The organism is Arachnia propionica (genome assembly GCF_003932785.1).
GTDB lineage: Bacteria > Actinomycetota > Actinomycetes > Propionibacteriales > Propionibacteriaceae > Arachnia > Arachnia propionica_B.
This window is the reverse complement of sequence record NZ_RQYT01000005.1, coordinates 104,211-121,249: the sequence shown is the minus strand read 5'-3', so window position 1 is coordinate 121,249 and position 17,039 is coordinate 104,211. Positions and strand designations below refer to the sequence as shown.

The following is a 17,039-nucleotide window of genomic DNA, read 5'->3' as shown; positions in this document are numbered from 1 at the left end:
CTCGGGACCCACGGGGTTTCTCGTCAGCTACCGGTCCTCGGCAGACCCGGGCGCACCTTCGGCGGCTCCGGCTTCACCGGCTTCACCGGGGTCGGCTCCGGAGAGGGCGCCGGAGTCGGGACCGGCTCAGGCGACGGCACCGGGGTGGGCGTGGGGGACGGTTCCGGCGACGGCTCAGGCCTCGGCGGGAGTGGAGTCACCGGCTCACAGGCTCGGTCGGTGAGTTCCCCACCGATCCAGCTGAGGTCGGCCACGTTGAGCAGGCCCGTGCCCTTCTCACCCGGCTGGAGTTCGCACTCCGCCGCGGCTGCGGTGACCTCCTCGCCGACCCGGCCCTTCACGGTGATGGTGAAGGTGTGGGTGGCACCCGAGGAAATCTGCTGATCCCTCACGAGGCTGAGCTTGGACTGACCGTCGAAATCGGCGGCGACCTCGAGGTCGGCCGGGTCGACAGCCGAGACCTCAACGCTGCGAACCGAGATCCCCTCGCCGTAGTTCAGGGTGTCGTCGAGCGAGTAGCTGGTGACAACACCACCGGTGTTCGTGACCTTCACGTCGTAGGTGATCGCCACGGCGGCACCGTCCTGGACGAAGTCCCGCTGGGTCTTGGTGAGCGCCAACTCGGGCACCGCCACGGGGCGGCAGGCCTCCGCGGTCTGCGACTCACCGTCGACCACCATCTCGACTCGGTTGAGCAGCCCGGTTCCGTTCTCACCGGCCTGGACCTCACAGTCCCGGGCGGCCTCTGAGGCGTTCACCCCGACCTCGGCCCGGGCCTTGATCGTGTAGGTGTGCACCGCACCCGCCGGGATGGCCTGGTCGGTCACCAGGGTGGTGTGGACCACACCGTCGAACTCGGCAGCAGGAGTCACCTCGGCCGGCTCGGCCGTCACGGCCACGGAACCCGGCACCACGCTCACGCCCTCGCCGAAGCTCAGCGCATCGGTCAAGGTGTAGGAGGCGTCGAACTCGCTGGGGTTGGTCACCTTCACCTCGTAGGTGATGGCAGCCTCCTGCCCCTGCTGGTCGAAATCAGTGACCACCTTGTTGACCTGCGGCCTGCCTGGCACCTTGACCGGCTCGCAGGCCGTGTCGTTGAGGTTGCCACCAGCCCATGTGAGATCGGCCTCGTTGAGCAGACCCGTACCGGTCTCACCGGCACCCAGCTCACAGTCCTTGGCCTCGGCCGTGATGGTCTCCGCGACCTTGCCCGTGACCTTGACGGTGAAGGTGTGGGTGGCCCCGGCCTCGATCCGCTGATCGGTGACGAGGCGGAGCTTGCCCCGGCCATCGAAGTCAGCAGCCGGCTTCACCTCGGCGGGATCCACTGCCGCCACCTCGACGGTGTCCACGGTGATCCCCTCACCGATCCGCAAGGTGTCGTCGAGCGAGTAGGTCGTCGCAACGGTTCCCGAGTTGGTGACCTTCACGTCGTAGGTGATGGCGACCTTGTCGTTGTCCTGGACGAAGTCGCGATGGGTCTTCGCCATCTCCACGACGGGCAACCCGACGGGCTCGCAGGCGCGGGCCTCGACCGTCTTGCCGCCGCTGGTCATCGTCGCCTGGTTGAGCAGACCAGTGCCGGTCTCGCCGCCCTGGAGCTCACACTCCCGGGCCTCCTCGGTGGCGGTCAGCGCCACCTTGGCCTTGACCTTGACGGTGTAGGTGTGCGTCGCACCGGCGGCGATGGCCTGGTCTGCCACCACGGTGGTGTTCGTCACGCCGTCGAAGTCCGCCTTCGGCGTCACGGCAGCCGGTTCGACGGCAACCGTCACCGAGCCGGGAACCACACTCACGCCCTCGCCGAACCTCAGCTCGTCGACCAGGGTGTAGGTCGCGTCGAACTCGCTCGGGTTGACCACCTTCACCTCATAGGTGATGGAGGCGTCCTGGCTGTCCTGCTCGAAGGCCACGGCGCGCTTGGTCATCGTGATGTCGCCGGGAGTCCGGAGCGGCTCGCAGGCGGTGACCTCGGTGGCCTCGCCGCCGGTGGTCATGGTGGCCTGGTTGAGCAGACCCGTCCCCGCCTCGGCGCCCTGGAGCTCGCAGTTCTTGGCCTCCGCGGTGATGGTGGTCGCCACGGTAGCCCTTGCCTTGACGGTGTAGGTGTGGGTGGCACCGGCGGCCAGCGGCTGGTCGGTGACCAGCGTGGTGCTCGCCACGCCGTCAAAGGCGGCATCGGCAACCACCGCTGCGGGATCGACGGCAACCGTCACCGAGCCGGGCACCACGGTCACGCCCTCGCCGAACTTCAGCTCGTCGACCAGCGTGTAGGTGCTGTCGAACTCGCTGGGGTTGGTCACCTTCACCTCGTAGCTGATGTCGGCCTCCTCACCCTGCTGGACGAACTCCTTCACCGCCTTCGTCACGAGCGGCTTGCCCGGCCTCCGGACGGCCTCGCAGGCGGTGACCTCGGTGGCCTCACCGCCGGTGGTCATGGTCGCCCGGTTGAGCAGACCCGTCCCGGCCTCGGCCGCTCCGAGTTCACAGTCCTGGGCCTCAGCCACGATGGCTGCGGCCACGCTGGCCTTCACCTTGACCGTGAAGACGTGGCTTGCGCCTGCCTCGATGGTCTGGTTGGTCACCAGGTTCGTCCTGTCGACGCCGTTGAAGTCGGCGGCGGGGACGAGTGTGTCCGGCGTGGCGGTGACGGCGGCCACCTCAGCGATGGCCACACCCTCACCGAACTTCAACTCGTCGTTGAGGCTGTAGGTGGCGTCGATCTCGCTGGGGTTGGTCACCTTCACCTCATAGGTGATGGTGGCGTCGGCCCCCTGCTGCTCGAACTCCTTGACCTCCTTGGCGACCCTCGGCTTGCCGGGAACCTTGACCTGCTCGCAGGCGTTGGCGTTGAGCGGCCCGCCCGGCCAGGTGACATCGGCCTCGTTGAGCAGCCCGGAGCCGTTCTCACCGCCATCGACCTGGCAGTCCTTCGCCTGAGCCGTGATCGTCTCGGCGACGGTTCCCGTCACCCGAATGGTGAAGGTGTGGCTCTCGCCGGCCTTGATCGCCTGATCCTCGGTGAGCTTGAGGGAAGTGGCGCCGGCGAAATCGGTGCCGAGTGGCACGATCCGGACCGGATCGACGGCCTCGACCCTGGCGGTTTCCACCGTGATCCCGTCACCGAACTTCAGGGTGTCGGTCAGGGAGTACGTGGTGTTGACGGCACCGGGGTTGGTGACCTTCACGTCGTAGACGATCTCCACCTTCTCGCCGTTCTGGACGAAGTCCCGATGGGTCTTGGTCAGTTCGAGCCTGGGCAACTGCACGGCCGCACATGCCTCGGCATTCTGCTGCGTCCCCCGATGGGTGAGCGCGGCGTTGTTGCGCAGACCCGTACCGTTCTCCCCCTGGTCGAGGGTGCAGTCCGTGGCCGTCTCCGTCATCGTTGCGGGCACCCGGGTGAGCACCGTCACCGTGTAGGTGTGCCGATCGCCGACACCGATCGCCTGATCCGTGACGAGGTTGGCCTTGTCACGGCCGTTGAACTCGGCCGACGGGGTGATCGTGCCGGGGGCCGCGACGACAGGGGCCACCTGCTGGACCTCGATCCCCTCGCCGAAGGCGAAGGTGTCATCGAGGGTGTAGGTGGTGGGCACCTCACCGTCGTTGCTCACCACGATGTCGTAGCTGATCCGGGCCTGGTCACCATCCTGCTGGACGGCATCCTTGACGGCCTTCGTGATCGAGACCCTGGGGTCCTTGAAGGTGTTGGTCGCGGTGAGTCCGATCTCGACCGGGGCATCCGGGGTACCACCCGTCACCTGGACGGCGGAGTTGAAATCCGTGTGGTCCACGACGGAGGTCACCGCGCCACCGGTACCGGTCTCGACGCCGAAGCACCGGGCCCCGAGCGGGAGCTTGACCGGAAGACCCTGCGGGTCCTTCAGCACCTCGGTCCCGGCACCGGTGATGACGACATCACCCTCGGCGACCACGGCGGCGGTGGCCGCTTCGTCACCCTTGACACAGGTGACGTGGACGGTGAACTGCTTTGCGCCTGCCTCCGCGACCGCAGCGGCGTCGCCGTCGAGGACCTTCGTCACCGACAGCTGCCCGGCCGAGTAGTAGTTCGTGACATCGGCGAGGGCGGAAGCCGTCTTCGTGTCCTTGTTCCAGGTCATCGTCACGTTCCTGGTGGGCGCGGTCCCGGTCGGGTCCGCGTCACCCGCAGCGGTCTCGGTCACCACACACTCGGCACCGACCGGGAGGTCCCCGATCTCCTCACTGGTGAACTCGGTCTGACCAGCCTGGTAGGCAACCGTGACGTCTCGGTTGACGACCTGATTGCCACCCACGCTGCAGGTGACGTTGAAGGTGTACTCATCCTGGGGGGCGAAGGCCTCGACCCCGACACCCGAGACGATCTTCTTCACCTGCAATCCGCCCTTGAGAACGTAGCCCGCGTCAACGCTCGGATCATCCTGATTCACCCCCAGTCTGATCGCATCGGCAACCCCATCGGGGTTCACATTGGAGTCGACGGTGGTGTCGGACCCGGCCTGCTTGGTGGTGAAGGTCGCCCCATCGGGCTTCTCGAAGGTCACGACATAGCCATCGGGACCTGCCGCACGGAGGTTGGCGAACTCATAACGGCCGTCATCACCCGTGGTGGTGGAGAGGTTGACGTCGTTTCCGAGGTCATCCTTGCCGGTGAGGGTCACCCGGAGTCCAGAGGCTGCCGGCTCCCCGGCATCCTGCAGGCCATCCTCGTTCATGTCGAACCAGGCGTGGTCGCCGACGGTGGAACCGATGACCCGTTCATTGCGGGTGATCGGTCCGACCGGGAGGGCCAGGCCGGTGGCGCGACCGAAGGTGACGTTGGAATAGACATCGCCCTCCGCGTTGTCGACGCCCTTCATGGACAGTTCCACCTCGATGACATGGTCGGCGGGGAACGCACCCGGCTTGGTCACACGCAACCCGGTCACCTCCGAGGCCACCGCCGGACAGGTCCCGGTCCCGCTGACCACCTGTCCGCCAGCCGGAGCGTCACACCACGTGGTGCCACCATCGGCCCCGTTGGAGGGGTCGTTCGGGTCCATGGCCACATCGGGGGATGCGGTGTAGTGGATCTTCACCTGCCCGGGGTCGCCCTCGCCCTGGGCCCCCATGGTGTACTTCGTGACCGTGGCCCCGACGAACGAGAAGGTGCCGTTGAAGGAGCTCTGTCCCAGCCCATGGCGAGGCAGGACATCGATGAACACTGGGTCGGAGATGGCCCGGTCATCCGGGCTGGGAAGCGTGTTGGTCATGCGCATCCGCCACCGGTTCACCTCGTCGGTGGTCTGACCGGAACGATTGGCCTGCACCACAGGGGTGAGGGCCAGTTTCTCCAGCTTGATGCCAGCGATGTTGGTGACCTTCGCCTCAGCCGAATCCTGACGCAGGGTCGCCAAGGAGTTGTCCCCGTCGGCCCACACCTGCACGGTGTTCTGGTACACCCCGTCCTTGACGGCGGGGGACACCTCAGAGGTCACGATGATCTCGGGGATGTCGGCGTTGACGGCCTGTGCCGGCAACACCCAGCGGAGGTAGGTGGCTCCTGGACCGCACTGCTTGCCCCCGGAGAGCTTGGAGTCACCCGGGGTCGACCCCTCGACGACGAGGGCGGGCGGCAAGGAAGCATCCGCGAAGTGGAATCCTGCGGGCAGGCAGTCCTCCACCCAGACCTCCTGGGTGAGGCCGGGAGCAGCAGCCGGAGAGGTCAGTGACGGCTTCAGCCGCCACTGCACGATGTTCGCCTCGTTCTCGGTGCTGCTACCGGTCACCTGGGGCGGGGTCTTGCTGAACTCTCCCGAGGTGCCGCGACGCACCTGCTTGGTCACACGCACCTGGGACAACGACTTGATGACACGGTCGCCGTACTGTCCCCGATGGGTCTCCTTGTCGTAGAAGCTGCGGCCCCATCGATCAGCGTGATTGAGCACCTGTTCCATGGACAGTTCCTCGAAGTTCACCCGCTTGACCGAGGCGTAGTTCGGCAGGATGTCCCCGGACGGGAGGTCATTGACCGCCACTCGCAGGCTGGTGGCGACGATCAGACGGATTCCGCTGCCGAGAAGTGAGTCATTGCTCACCGGCTCCGGAATGACCAGGTGAACCCGGACCCTGCCGACACCGGTGTAGATCTTCTGGGCCTTCTTCGCCTCGTCGTTGCCCGGGACCTCCTCGGGCGTGTCGTACCACGGGCCCGCGGCCTCGCCGCACTCGGATGCCGCGCTCGGCCCACCCGGGGTGGCGGAGTACTGGACCTTGTACGCAGGCACCTCGGAGGCCTCACGTGCATAGGTCGTGACGTTTCCGCGAAGGACATTGCTGTATCCCGAGATCCACACGGGAGCGCCGTTCGAGGGCACCTGTTGCAGTCCGGTACCCGGGTCCGTGGACCGGGGCACGTCCCTGGCCTCGAGGTGGAGTCGAGTGTTGTCCCAGGAATCACACATCACGGCGCTGACCTTCCCCGGCAGTGCGGGGTTCGACGCGACGATGAGCATCTGGGACTGCACCTTCTGATCAGGGGCGACGGTGGAGGTGCCGGAGCGGAGTGTCGTGTTGCCCGGAAGCCCGCTGCCGAGTGCGGAATCCCCCTTGGAGAACTCAGCTGCTGGGGTGTTCATGGGCTCTCCCGGCACCCCGGTGAAGAACTTGGAGAAGCCATTGCCGATGGAGATGTTCGGCGTGGTGGCTCGGTAGTCGTTGAAGGCCGGCTGATCCGCGATGGTCTGGACATCGCGGGCAGGTTCGAAACCCTTGATGTCGAGCTCGGTGTAAGCGTTGCGTGTCGCAAGGGTCCACGTGGTTCCGGACTGGGTCCCGAAGTCCCTGATGGTCTCGATCGGGGTGTAGACGGTGAAGGAGGTGACGAACGCGTAGGCGTTGGTGCCCGGGATGGCCTGCTTGGCAGGCAGAACCACCTGGGACGGGTAGGTGATGAGCGAGGTGTCGGCGTTCTTCACGACGAACTTCGCCGGCTTTCCAGGGCTCTCCTGGTTGATCGCGACGGTGCCCGAGTCACGAACGGCGTTGACCGCCGTGGAACCGCGGACCCCGATCTTCGGGGCCGGTGCCGAGTAGTACGAGTCGAAGGGGTAGATCCGGGAACCGTAACGCTCGAGGTCGGCCTCCATCCTCTGGTACTGCTCCTCCTGAAGCCCCGGATACATGGCGCGGGGCGACAGGTCATCGGTGAAGGTGATGTCGCCGATGGCGGGCATCGCTCCCTTGCCACCCGCAGGTGCCGAGAGCAGGGCCGTGTAGGCCGTCAGCTTGCAGACCTTGGTCGGTGCCCACGGACAGGCGTCGTTGGTGGGACCGTAGATGTAGCCGAGGTTTTCCACCAAGGCGACACTGTTCTTGGAGATGTCCCACTTGAGACGCGAGGATGCAGTGACCTTCGGCAGGTCAGGAGCTTGGACCGGCGTGGCCCCGTCTGCGGTGATCTCTGCGGAGATCGGGGCGAGTTGCTGGCCGTTGTGCACCAGGTTGCTCACCTTGGCGCTGAGGGAGAGGGAGTCCGAGGCGTTGGTCTTGGACCCAACATTGCAGACGAGTTCCTGCTCAGGAAGTTCATTGACGGAATTCGCGGTGAGCGGCAGGGATGGGCTCGGCATCGAGGTCGGGGTCAACTGTGAGCCACGCCCGGAACACACCCCAGGAAGTGCTTCGATGAACAAGCCCTTGGGAAGTTTCAGCTTGATCGTCACGTTGTCGACCGCCACCCCTCCCCCGGCGGTGTCGTTGACGTTGTACTGCATCCGGTAGGTGACGGTGTCATTGACACGTACGATCCCATTACTCGGAGCGGAGTCGTTTCCCGGGTCGCTGTCACCATCCCAGTCGGGTGTACCGTCCTGGGAAACGGTCATCGTCATCCCCACCTGCGGCGCGGCGTGCGCCGTCACCGGGAACAGCGTGGCGGACAGGGCAGCGACGATCCCCGCCGCGAGCACCTTGCCGCACGCCCTCTTGTTCATCGAGGCCACAGTCCTTCTTCCCCTTTCACCCATGAATGTCGTCCCCAACGACCACGGGCAGCTGTGGCGGGCATGGGACGTCGACAGACCCCCATCCCGACCTGTCATCCAAAAATACTATTGACGAAAGTTAGATGACCTGTTATTGGTAGTCAACCGCATGGTAGACACAGGCACTGAGCGGGGCAAGTTCTGGACGAACGAAGGTTGAGCCCCACTTGAGGGTGACCTCACCCAGGCATGAAAAAACCGCCCTCTGAAGAGGGCGGCTTCGATGTGGCTCCCCGGACTGGACTCGAACCAGTAACCCTTCGATTAACAGTCGAATGCTCTGCCAATTGAGCTACCAGGGATTGGTGACCTCACGGCCACGCGAGGAGAAACTCTACCAGCTGCCGGTCGCCACCACCAAACCGGGCTGCCATCAGCTCGGTTGGGCCATCGTTGCGCTGTGAAGACCCGCGTGCACGAGGTGATCGACGCGGTTGAACGCCCGCATCTCCGTGTCACCACCGGGATGGGTCCGCAACCAGGAGACCGAGGTGTTGTCCAGCGCGAACCAGCTCGTGGTCTCCCCCCTGATCTGGGAGGAGTCGCGACGCAGTTCCCCGGGACAGAACATCGCGGTGGCGAGCAGGGATCCGATCGCGCCGTGGCTGATGAGCACGACGCAGTCCTCCGGTTCGAAGGCCGTGCGCAACCACTCTGCGAGTGCCCTCGCCCTGTCGATGGCACGGTCGCGGGTCTCGAAGGGACCCTGCCACCAACCCTCCTCCGTGATCGACTCGGGCAGCAGGAACCGCGGCGACACGGCCTCCAGCACGGACCGGGGCGAACCGGGGTGCGCGACGTGGTCCATGATCGGGCCGACGAAGGGACCGCTGCGCTCCATGAGATCGGGACGGACCTCCGCCGTGACGTCGAGACGATCCACCAAGGGGACCGCCGTGAGGAGGGTCCGCATGAAGGGGGAGACGAAGATGTGGGTCGGCCGGGGCGCGAATCCCGGAAACCACTCCGCCAGGGCCTCGGCCTGGGCCCGGCCCAGATCCGTCAGTCCCGGATCAGGAACCCTGTCGCTCTCGTCCCGGTTCAGCTCCCAGTTGCGGTTGTTGGTCGATTCAGCATGCCGAATGAAGATCAGGTCCACACCACGACGCTATCGCCTCGTCCACCCGGGGTGCATCCTCACAGCCCGTACTCCTCGCGCAGTCGATCCGTCTCGGCGACGACGAGGGCCGCGGTGTCAGGATCATCCAGGCTGGCACCACCGCTGACACTTGCCAGCCACTCCACGGCACCGGAACCGCGAGGTGCTCGTCGGGCCGTCAGGGTGACCGTCCCTCCCGTCACGTCATGGCTGGCGCTCATGACTGTGGAGGCCTGCACCCGCTCCCGGAACACGATGGGGAGTTCCCCGGGGGTCTCCAGCCGACATTCCCTGGTGTCGTCGATGGTGAACCAGTGCAGAGCCGGTGGTTCCTTGCGCCAGCCGCCCCCCAGCACCTTCTCCCATGGCCAGATCTCCCAGGCACCATCCTTGAAGACACCGAGCTCGTCCACACCGGCAACCACCCAGCATCCGTCATCCCCCTGGGCGAGGGCGAGAATGTGGGGCTCATCACCGATGAGGGCACGGAGATCTGCTCGGAGCTCCTCGGGGAGCATTTTCCTGGACATGGGCCCCATTGTGCCGTCCAGATGTCTCCAACGGCAGCCCAGGTGTTGTCAATGTAGGGGCAGGTGTTGTCGGTTGTCCCCACTGACCTGTCCGACGGTCTCGAGGGCTGCGAACCTCCCGTCATGGACATCAAACACACGACATTCGCGCAGGATCTGCTGGATCCCGAGGAGGAGGTCGCCCTGTTCCGGTGCCTCGAAGCGGCGACCTACGCCTCACATCTGCTGTCCGGGAACCCGGGACGTTGGAACCGCGAGGAGCTGCAGGCCGCGGTCGAGGCGGGAATGCAGGCCCGACGGCGGCTGTTCTCCGTGAATCTGCGGCTGGTGATGAAGCTGGCCTCCACGGAGGCCCGCAGGTGGCGGGCAGAGCTTGACGACCTGTTCCAGGAGGGCTGTCTCGCCCTTGGCGAAGCCATGGAGCGTTTCGACCACGCCCGGGGCACCCGGTTCAGCACGCTCGTCCACCGCTATGTCACACGGGCAGTGCGACGAAGGGCCCGGCTGACCAGTGTCTCGCGGGATGTCGCCAGGCTGAGGGACGGTTCGAGGGTCAGGGTCCTCTGGACACCACTCGATGTACTCCCCGAGGGCCACGTGGCGGTCGAGGGTGGCCTGGAGCAGGTGGAACGCGTCTCATGGGACGTGCTCGACCTACTGGGGCGTGCCGGGTGGGTGCTCCGGATGCGGTACGGGATCGGGACCGGAAGGGCCCCGTTGACCCGTTCAGCGTTGTCCCAGCAATTGGGCGTATCCCCCTCCACCATCCGACGTCTCGAGGAGAACGGCCTCGCCACGATGCGGGACATGCTCGAGGGCGAACGGTGTCGCCTCCCGGGCATCCCGCACGCGGCCTGATCCCCCACGCTCGCCGGGGTGGGTTCAGCTGCCCGTCACCAGAACCCGCGGCTTCTCAGTCCCGACGGGTCCGCTCGAGGAGATGTCGGCGCTGCATCTCCATCCTGGTGAGTTCGGTGAACATGGCCTCGTGCTCCTCCGGGTACTTCAGCGGATCGGTCCGTTGCAGCCTCGACTTGAGCTCGGAGATGCGTCGTGCCAGGTCGACGATGTGCATGCGGTCGGTGTGTTCGAGGACGTACTCCTCATCCGGCTCCTCACGCAGCAGCGGCTCCACGAAGAGCATCCGCATCAGCGAGGCCAGCTCAGGGGTCGGGGCTGCCTCGACGAGCTCCGTCGCCCAGGTCTCGGAGGGTTCGTGCGGGGCGACGATGCCGAACAGGGCGGCGTAGGCGGGATGGCTGAACTCATCCTGCCGCAGGGAGTTCCACGAGGCGTCGAACGTGAAGGGACGCTGCAGGAGCAGCTTGATGGTGTCGCGTTCCAGCTGCAGACGCGGGTCCGCGGGATCCGGCCACCCCTCCGGGCCGGTCGGGCCGGCCGCGGTTCGGGCGGGGCGGGCGTGACGCTGACCGCGACCGCCGACCTCCCGGCGCACCTCCTCCAGGTCCATGCCCAGCATCGAGGCCAGCTCGCGGAGGTACTCCCCCACCAGCGACCGATCCCTGATGGAACCCAACAGCTTTCCCGCATCCCGGAGCGCACCGAGCCTCCCCTCGGCCCGCTCGAGGTCGTACCCCTTGAGCACGTTCGTCATAACGAACCGGTACAGCGGGATCCGCCGTCCCACCAGTTCCCGTACGGCCGCCTCCCCGTCCCGCAGCCACAGGTCGCAGGGATCGAGGCCGGAGGGCTCGACCGCCACATAGGTCTGGGCGATGAAGTTCTGGTCCCCCTGGAACACCTTGAGGGCAGCCTTCTGCCCCGCCTCGTCGCCGTCGAAGGTGAACACCACCTCCCCATGCAACCCGTCGTGGGTACCGAGAAGCCGCTGCAACCGCCGCGCATGGTCATCGCCGAAGGCCGTACCGCACGAGGCGACCGCCGTGTCGACGCCGGAGATGTGGGCGGCCATGACATCGGTGTATCCCTCGACGACGACGGCCTGGGCACGTTTGCCGATCGCCTGCCTGGCGAGGTCGAGCCCGTAGAGCACCTGAGACTTCTTGTAGACCGGGGTCTCGGGGGTGTTGATGTACTTGGCGGGAAGCCGGTCGTCGTCGTGGATGCGTCGGGCGCCGAAGCCGAGCACGGCGCTGGCCGAGTCCCGAATCGGCCACAGCAGTCGGCCGACGAAGAAGTCACGTCCCCCGTCCCGGATGAGTCCCGCGGCCTTGAGGGTCTCGTCGTCGAATCCCTCGCCCCTCAGGTGGTTGCGGAGCACGAATCCCCCACGTGGCGCGTAGCCCAGCGAGAAGTGCCCCGCATGGTCCCGGTTGAAGCCTCGCTGGTCCAGGAACTGCCGGGCGACGAGCGCATCCGGGGTGCCGAGCTGGGTGGCGAAGAACTGGCAGGCGGCCTCATTGGCCTCGAGCACCCGTTTCCTGAGTCCGGCGGGCTGACCCGGCCCCTGCCCGTCGTCGACGGTGCGTAGGGTCACCCCGAACCGGTCCGCGAGAACCTGGACCGCCTCCACGAAACCGAGGTTCTGCTGTCGCTGCAGGAAGGAGATGACGTCCCCGCCCTCGCCACATCCGAAACAGTGGTAGAAGCCCCGGGCCGGGGAGACGGTGAAACTCGGGGTCTTCTCGTCGTGGAAAGGGCACAGCCCCTTGAAGGAACCGCCACCGGCGGGTCGCAGCGCGACGTAGTCCCTCACGACATCGTCGATCCTGGCCCGCTCCCGGACCAGGGCGATGTCCTCCTCGTGGATCCTCCCGGCCATGCGGCGCAGTCTAGGCCCTGGCGCGAAACCTGCGTCAAGGGCGGGGGCACCGACGGCGATCCGGATCCCGCTCCCGGTGCCGCTCACAGCCATCCGCGTTCCAGGGCCACCCGGGCCGCCTCGACCCGATTGGAGGTTCCCGTCTTGCCGATGGCGCTGGAGAGATGGTTGCGCACCGTCCCCTGGGAGAGATGCAGCCGGGCCGCGAGCTGCGCGATGGGTTCCCCCGTCCGGGCGAGCCTCAGCACGTCCTGTTCTCGCTCGGTCAGCGGGTTGGGTCCGGCGAACAGGAGGTCGTTGGCCAGTGCCGGATCCACGGTCCGCAGCCCCTGCTGGGCGCGTCGGACCGCCTCCGCCAGGGTCCGGGCGGGAGTGGTCTTGACGACGAAACCGATGACGCCCGCGTCGAGTGCCCTGCGCAGGTATCCGGGTCGGTCGAAGGTCGTGACGATGATGGTGCGCACCCCGGGCAGCTCCTCACGGATCCGGGCCGCCGCCTCGATCCCGTCCATCCCGGGCATCTGGATGTCCAGCAGGCACACCTCGGCCCCTGCCGCCCGGGCCGTGGGGACGACCTCGTCGCCCCGGGTGACCTTGGCCACGATCTCGATGTCGGGCTCGAGCTCCAACAGGGCGCCCAGCCCCTCCAGGACCAGCACCTGATCGTCGGCGAGCAGCACCTTCACCACGTGACCCTCACCTCACATCCCCCATGCGGCGGGGAGAGGATCTCGAAGCTCCCCCCGGCGGAGGTCACACGGCTCCTCATCCCGGGAATGCCCCGACCCTCGCCCCCGCCGGGACCGACACCGTCGTCGACGATGCGCAGCGCCGTCGGCGACACATGGATGCGGACCCGACCGGCCCCGGCGTGGCGCAGCACGTTCGTGGTGGCCTCCCGTAGCACCCACCCGAGCACGGGATCCCAGGACTCAGGGATCCGATCGGGCTCCCCCTGCAGCTCCACGGTGATCCCCGCACCCTCCAGGTCGCGGCGCGCCACCTCGAGTTCCCTCGAGACCGGTCGCTGCAGGATCCCGTTGATGCTGAGACGCAGTTCCTCCTGCGCCCTGCCGAGATGCTCCTGGGTGGCCAGCAGTTCCTCTCTGGCCCGGGCAGGATCGGTCTCCAGGAGCCGCTCGGCCAGCTGCACCTTCAACATGGCGACGGTGAGGGTGTGACCGACGAGGTCGTGGACGTCACGGGCGAGTCGTTCCCGATCCTCGCTCAGCAGTTGCTCCTCCCGTTGCTGGGCGGCCTCGATCTCGAGCTCCGTCCCACCGACCCCCACGGCCCCGCTGAGACCCACCAGTGCGGTCGCGCCGAGGGGGATCAGCAGGTGCAGACCCCAGCCGCTCAACCCCAACACGGCGGTCCCGGCGGCCAGGACTCCCAGGGAGGCGATCCCCCGCAGTGGGGGCCACAGCCCCCACACGGTGTAGGCCATCAGGAAGGGGGCCATGCCGAGGGCCAGTCCCAGAGCACCACCCGCCCAGGCGATCGTCGCGGTCAGGAGCAGCAGGAGGAGGCCCCGGACCAGCTGCGCCCGGCGCGACCGGCCCTCCAGGAGGATGCCGAGCTGGATGAAGGAGGAGACGTAGGCCGGGACGAACAGGAGGATTGCCGCGAACCCCAGCCACCGTCGGAACACATCAGGCTGCAGGTTCAGGGTGAGGATGGGAAAGATCAGGAACACCAGCCAGACCGAGGCCATGAGCATCCCCATCCAGCGCCCGAACAGCAGCTTCCTCATCGGCTCGTCACAGCCTCGTGCGGGAACGTCGCTGCCCGAACAGGGCCAGCACGGTGAAGACCAGGCCCCACGCCACGACGTTCGCGATCAGGACCCACACGGAGTCGGTGATGGTCTCGCCCGTCGGTTGCAGCACCTTGCCCTCCAGCTGTGGCCATCTCATCAACCCAACATAGCCGTACATGGGGGTGAATCGGGCGATCTGCAGCATGATCCCCTCCAACGGGTTGAAGACGTTGCCGAAGAAGGCGAGGAAGACGATGGCTCCGGAGGCGATGCCGACGGCGTTCTCCGAGCGCATGAGCAGGGCGGTTCCGAGCCCGTAGAGGGCGAACAGCGCCGAGCCGACCAGACCGATCAACCAGGTGAGCACCCACAGCCACCAGGAGTCGGCCTTGGCGCCGCTGAGGGCACCGACCACGAACACCAGCCCGGAGGCGATGCCCCCCATCGTCACCCCGGTGAGGACCTTCATGGCGATGAACCCCGACGGACGCAGCCGGGTCAGGCCGAGTTGCCGCCCCCAACCCAGCGTCGCCTCGGTGGCGGCCAGGGCCGCCGTGGCCGTCGCGGAGATCACGGCGGCGTAGCCCCCCATGGAGGCCATCACCTGGAAGGCGACGTTGCCGTTGCCGAAGGGCCGTTCGGCGTATTCGGAGGTGCCGAACAGCAGGTACATCATCACCGGAAGGACGAAGGTGAACAACAGGTTGCTCACGTCCCGGAAGCTCCGGGCCAGTTCGATACGGAACCAAGTGAGGTTCATCGGTTCTCCCCTTCGGTGGTGAGGGCCACAAAGGCCTCCTCGAGGCTTGGTGCGGTGACCTGGAGATCACTGCACCCTCGATGCAGCAGTTCCAGCGCCAGCGCATCGGAGTCGGCGACGGTGGCGTGCAGTCGCCCTGCCTCGACCGTGTGATCCTCCCCAAGCAGGGAGGCGATCTCCGTCAGGAGTTCAGTGGCCCCGCTGTCCGGGAGCAGGGCAGTGACCCGGCGACGATTCGTCATCTCCCGGATCTCGCCCGTGGCACCGTCAGCGATCACTCGGCCCCGGTCGATGACAACGGTTCGGTGGGCGAAGTTCTCGGCCTCCTCCATGAGGTGGGTGGCGAACAACACCGTCCGGCCCGCCCCGGCATGGGCGTGCATCGCCTCCCAGAAGTCGCGCCGGGAATTGACGTCGAGTCCCGCCGTCGGCTCGTCAAGGATGAGCAGATCCGGGTCGGTCAGCAGGGCCAGCGCGAATTTGATCCGTTGCTGCTCCCCACCTGAACAGCGGGAGACCCTACGCTTCTCCAACTCCGTCAGGTTCGCCTCCCGCATGACCTCGGTGACGCGGTCCAGGCTGCCCTGGATGGAGGCGATGATGCGGATGGTCTCCCCAACCGTCGTGTCGCTGAGCAGCCCACCGGTCTGCAGCAGAGCCCCGACCGATCCCTTGAGCACGGCCTGGCGAGCCGTTCCCCCGAGCACCGCCACCCGGCCGGAGGTCGGTTGGGTCAGGCCCAGGATCATGTCGATCGTGGTGGTTTTTCCCGCTCCGTTGCGGCCGAGGAAGGCCACCACCTCACCTCGCTCGATCCCCAGATCGACGCCGTCGACGGCCTTCACCTCCCCGCCGGCGGTGTGGAAGTGCTTGCACACTCCCGTCAGTTCAATCGCGTTCATACCTCCATGGTCGAACCGCGGGACCACGCGCACCCAGAGGGATCTGTCACCTCTTCACCATGACATTCGTCACCCCCGCTCAGGCGCCTCGCCCGATGCCGCGGGGCAGTTGCTGCGGATCCCAGCCGAGCAGACGCTCCGCGTGCTCGAAGGCGAACCGATCGGTCATCCCTCCGACATAGGTCACCACACCACGTACGGCGTCGTCCTGGCGGAACTCCGACGGCAGGGCGTCCGGGTGATCCAGGAACCACTCGACCAGGCCCTGCAGGACCTTCACGACGGTGCGGGACTGGGCGACGGACTCCGGGCGGGTGTAGATGCGCTCGTAGTTGAACGCGCGCAGTGCGGCCAGGGCCGCCGCCGTCGCCGAGTCCATGCCGACGACGCCTGTGGTCATCGTCGTGACGATGACGGCCTCGATGAATCGGGCGAGCTGCACCCGTCGTTCGACCCCGACCACCTCCCGCACGACCTCGGGAACCTCGCCCGGGGTGACGATGCCGGCGTCGATGGCGTCCTCGAGGTCGTGGGCGCAGTACGCAATCCGGTCCGCCCAGGAGACGAGTTCCCCCTCGAGGGTGGCGGGTGCCGGGCGCGACCAGGAATGGTTGCGGATCCCGTCGAGGGTCTGGGCGGTGAGGTTGAGACCCGCCAGGACGACGTCGGCTCCCCACGGTCCGTGGTCGTATCCCTCGGGGATGTAGGCGTCGAAGGCGTCCTCGGAGGCGTGCCCGCCCGGGCCGTGCCCGCAGTCGTGCCCGAGCGCCATGGCGTCGGTCAACGCCACGTTGGCCCCGATGCCCCGGGCCATCGCGACGGCGCACTGCGCCACCTCGATGGCGTGGGTGAGCCGGGTTCGCTGGTGGTCGCGGGGGTAGACCACCACCTGGGTCTTGCCCGCGAGGCGCCGGAACGACGCGGAGTGGACGATGCGGTCCCGGTCCCGTTCGAAGCAGGTGCGGAACTCGCAGGGCTCCTCGGCCCGGGCCCGCTCCCCCGCCCCGTGGGAGAAGGTCGCAGCGGGGTTGAGGGTGAGACGTTCCAGCTCCTCGCGTTCCTCCCGACGGCGTTGCGGCGCCGGGGAGACACGGCCCCGGGAGTCGCGATGTGCGGTGACGATGTCGTCACCGTGGCCGTGCATGGTTCTGGCCCATTCCCGGGCCCGTGGCAGTACCTCGTTCATTGCGGATCAAGAGTATGCTCACCCGCTGTGAAC

10 protein-coding genes and 1 tRNA gene are annotated in these 17,039 nt (G+C 67.0%); 1 reads left to right on the top strand and 10 read right to left on the bottom strand.

The window, feature by feature from the left end:
* Positions 1-23: 23 nt before the first annotated feature.
* The 4 genes from EII35_RS04210 to EII35_RS04195 all read right to left on the bottom strand — a co-directional run bounded on the left by EII35_RS04210 (position 24) and on the right by EII35_RS04195 (position 9,656).
* Entirely contained in the window at positions 24-7,976 is a 7,953-nt protein-coding gene (locus EII35_RS04210) for an SdrD B-like domain-containing protein (protein ID WP_185744156.1), read from the bottom strand.
* A gap of 277 nt (positions 7,977-8,253) precedes the next feature.
* Positions 8,254-8,329 (bottom strand) — tRNA-Asn (locus EII35_RS04205).
* A 71-nt stretch (positions 8,330-8,400) separates the two neighbouring features.
* Positions 8,401-9,126: a histidine phosphatase family protein gene (locus EII35_RS04200; protein ID WP_125227206.1), complete on the bottom strand. Its 726-nt coding sequence runs from the start codon at positions 9,124-9,126 to the stop codon at positions 8,401-8,403.
* Between the two features lie 38 nt (positions 9,127-9,164).
* The gene (locus EII35_RS04195; RefSeq protein ID WP_125227205.1) at positions 9,165-9,656 is read right to left on the bottom strand and encodes a hypothetical protein; all 492 of its coding nucleotides are present in this window, start codon (positions 9,654-9,656) and stop codon (positions 9,165-9,167) included.
* Positions 9,657-9,779: 123 nt separating this feature from the next.
* Between EII35_RS04195 and EII35_RS04190 the strand changes: the two genes are divergently transcribed.
* Complete coding sequence (locus EII35_RS04190) at positions 9,780-10,514, top strand: sigma-70 family RNA polymerase sigma factor (RefSeq protein ID WP_125227204.1); 735 nt, start codon at positions 9,780-9,782, stop codon at positions 10,512-10,514.
* Between the two features lie 55 nt (positions 10,515-10,569).
* Here EII35_RS04190 and dnaG read toward each other — a convergent pair whose 3' ends face one another.
* From dnaG to EII35_RS04160, 6 genes are all read right to left on the bottom strand, one after another.
* Positions 10,570-12,399 (bottom strand): DNA primase, encoded by a 1,830-nt coding sequence (dnaG, locus tag EII35_RS04185; protein WP_125227203.1) that lies wholly within the window; start codon positions 12,397-12,399, stop codon positions 10,570-10,572.
* Between the two features lie 83 nt (positions 12,400-12,482).
* Positions 12,483-13,088 (bottom strand): response regulator transcription factor, encoded by a 606-nt coding sequence (locus tag EII35_RS04180; protein ID WP_125227202.1) that lies wholly within the window; start codon positions 13,086-13,088, stop codon positions 12,483-12,485.
* A complete protein-coding gene (locus EII35_RS04175; RefSeq protein ID WP_125227201.1) occupies positions 13,082-14,152 on the bottom strand; it encodes a sensor histidine kinase in 1,071 nt (356 codons plus the stop codon). The genes EII35_RS04180 and EII35_RS04175 overlap by 7 nt, the downstream gene beginning before the upstream one ends.
* A gap of 7 nt (positions 14,153-14,159) precedes the next feature.
* Complete coding sequence (locus tag EII35_RS04170) at positions 14,160-14,918, bottom strand: ABC transporter permease (RefSeq protein WP_125227200.1); 759 nt, start codon at positions 14,916-14,918, stop codon at positions 14,160-14,162.
* Entirely contained in the window at positions 14,915-15,820 is a 906-nt protein-coding gene (locus tag EII35_RS04165) for an ABC transporter ATP-binding protein (RefSeq protein WP_125227199.1), read from the bottom strand. The genes EII35_RS04170 and EII35_RS04165 overlap by 4 nt, the downstream gene beginning before the upstream one ends.
* Before the next feature lie 79 nt (positions 15,821-15,899).
* Entirely contained in the window at positions 15,900-17,006 is a 1,107-nt protein-coding gene (locus EII35_RS04160; RefSeq protein ID WP_125227198.1) for an HD domain-containing protein, read from the bottom strand.
* Positions 17,007-17,039: the final 33 nt, after the last annotated feature.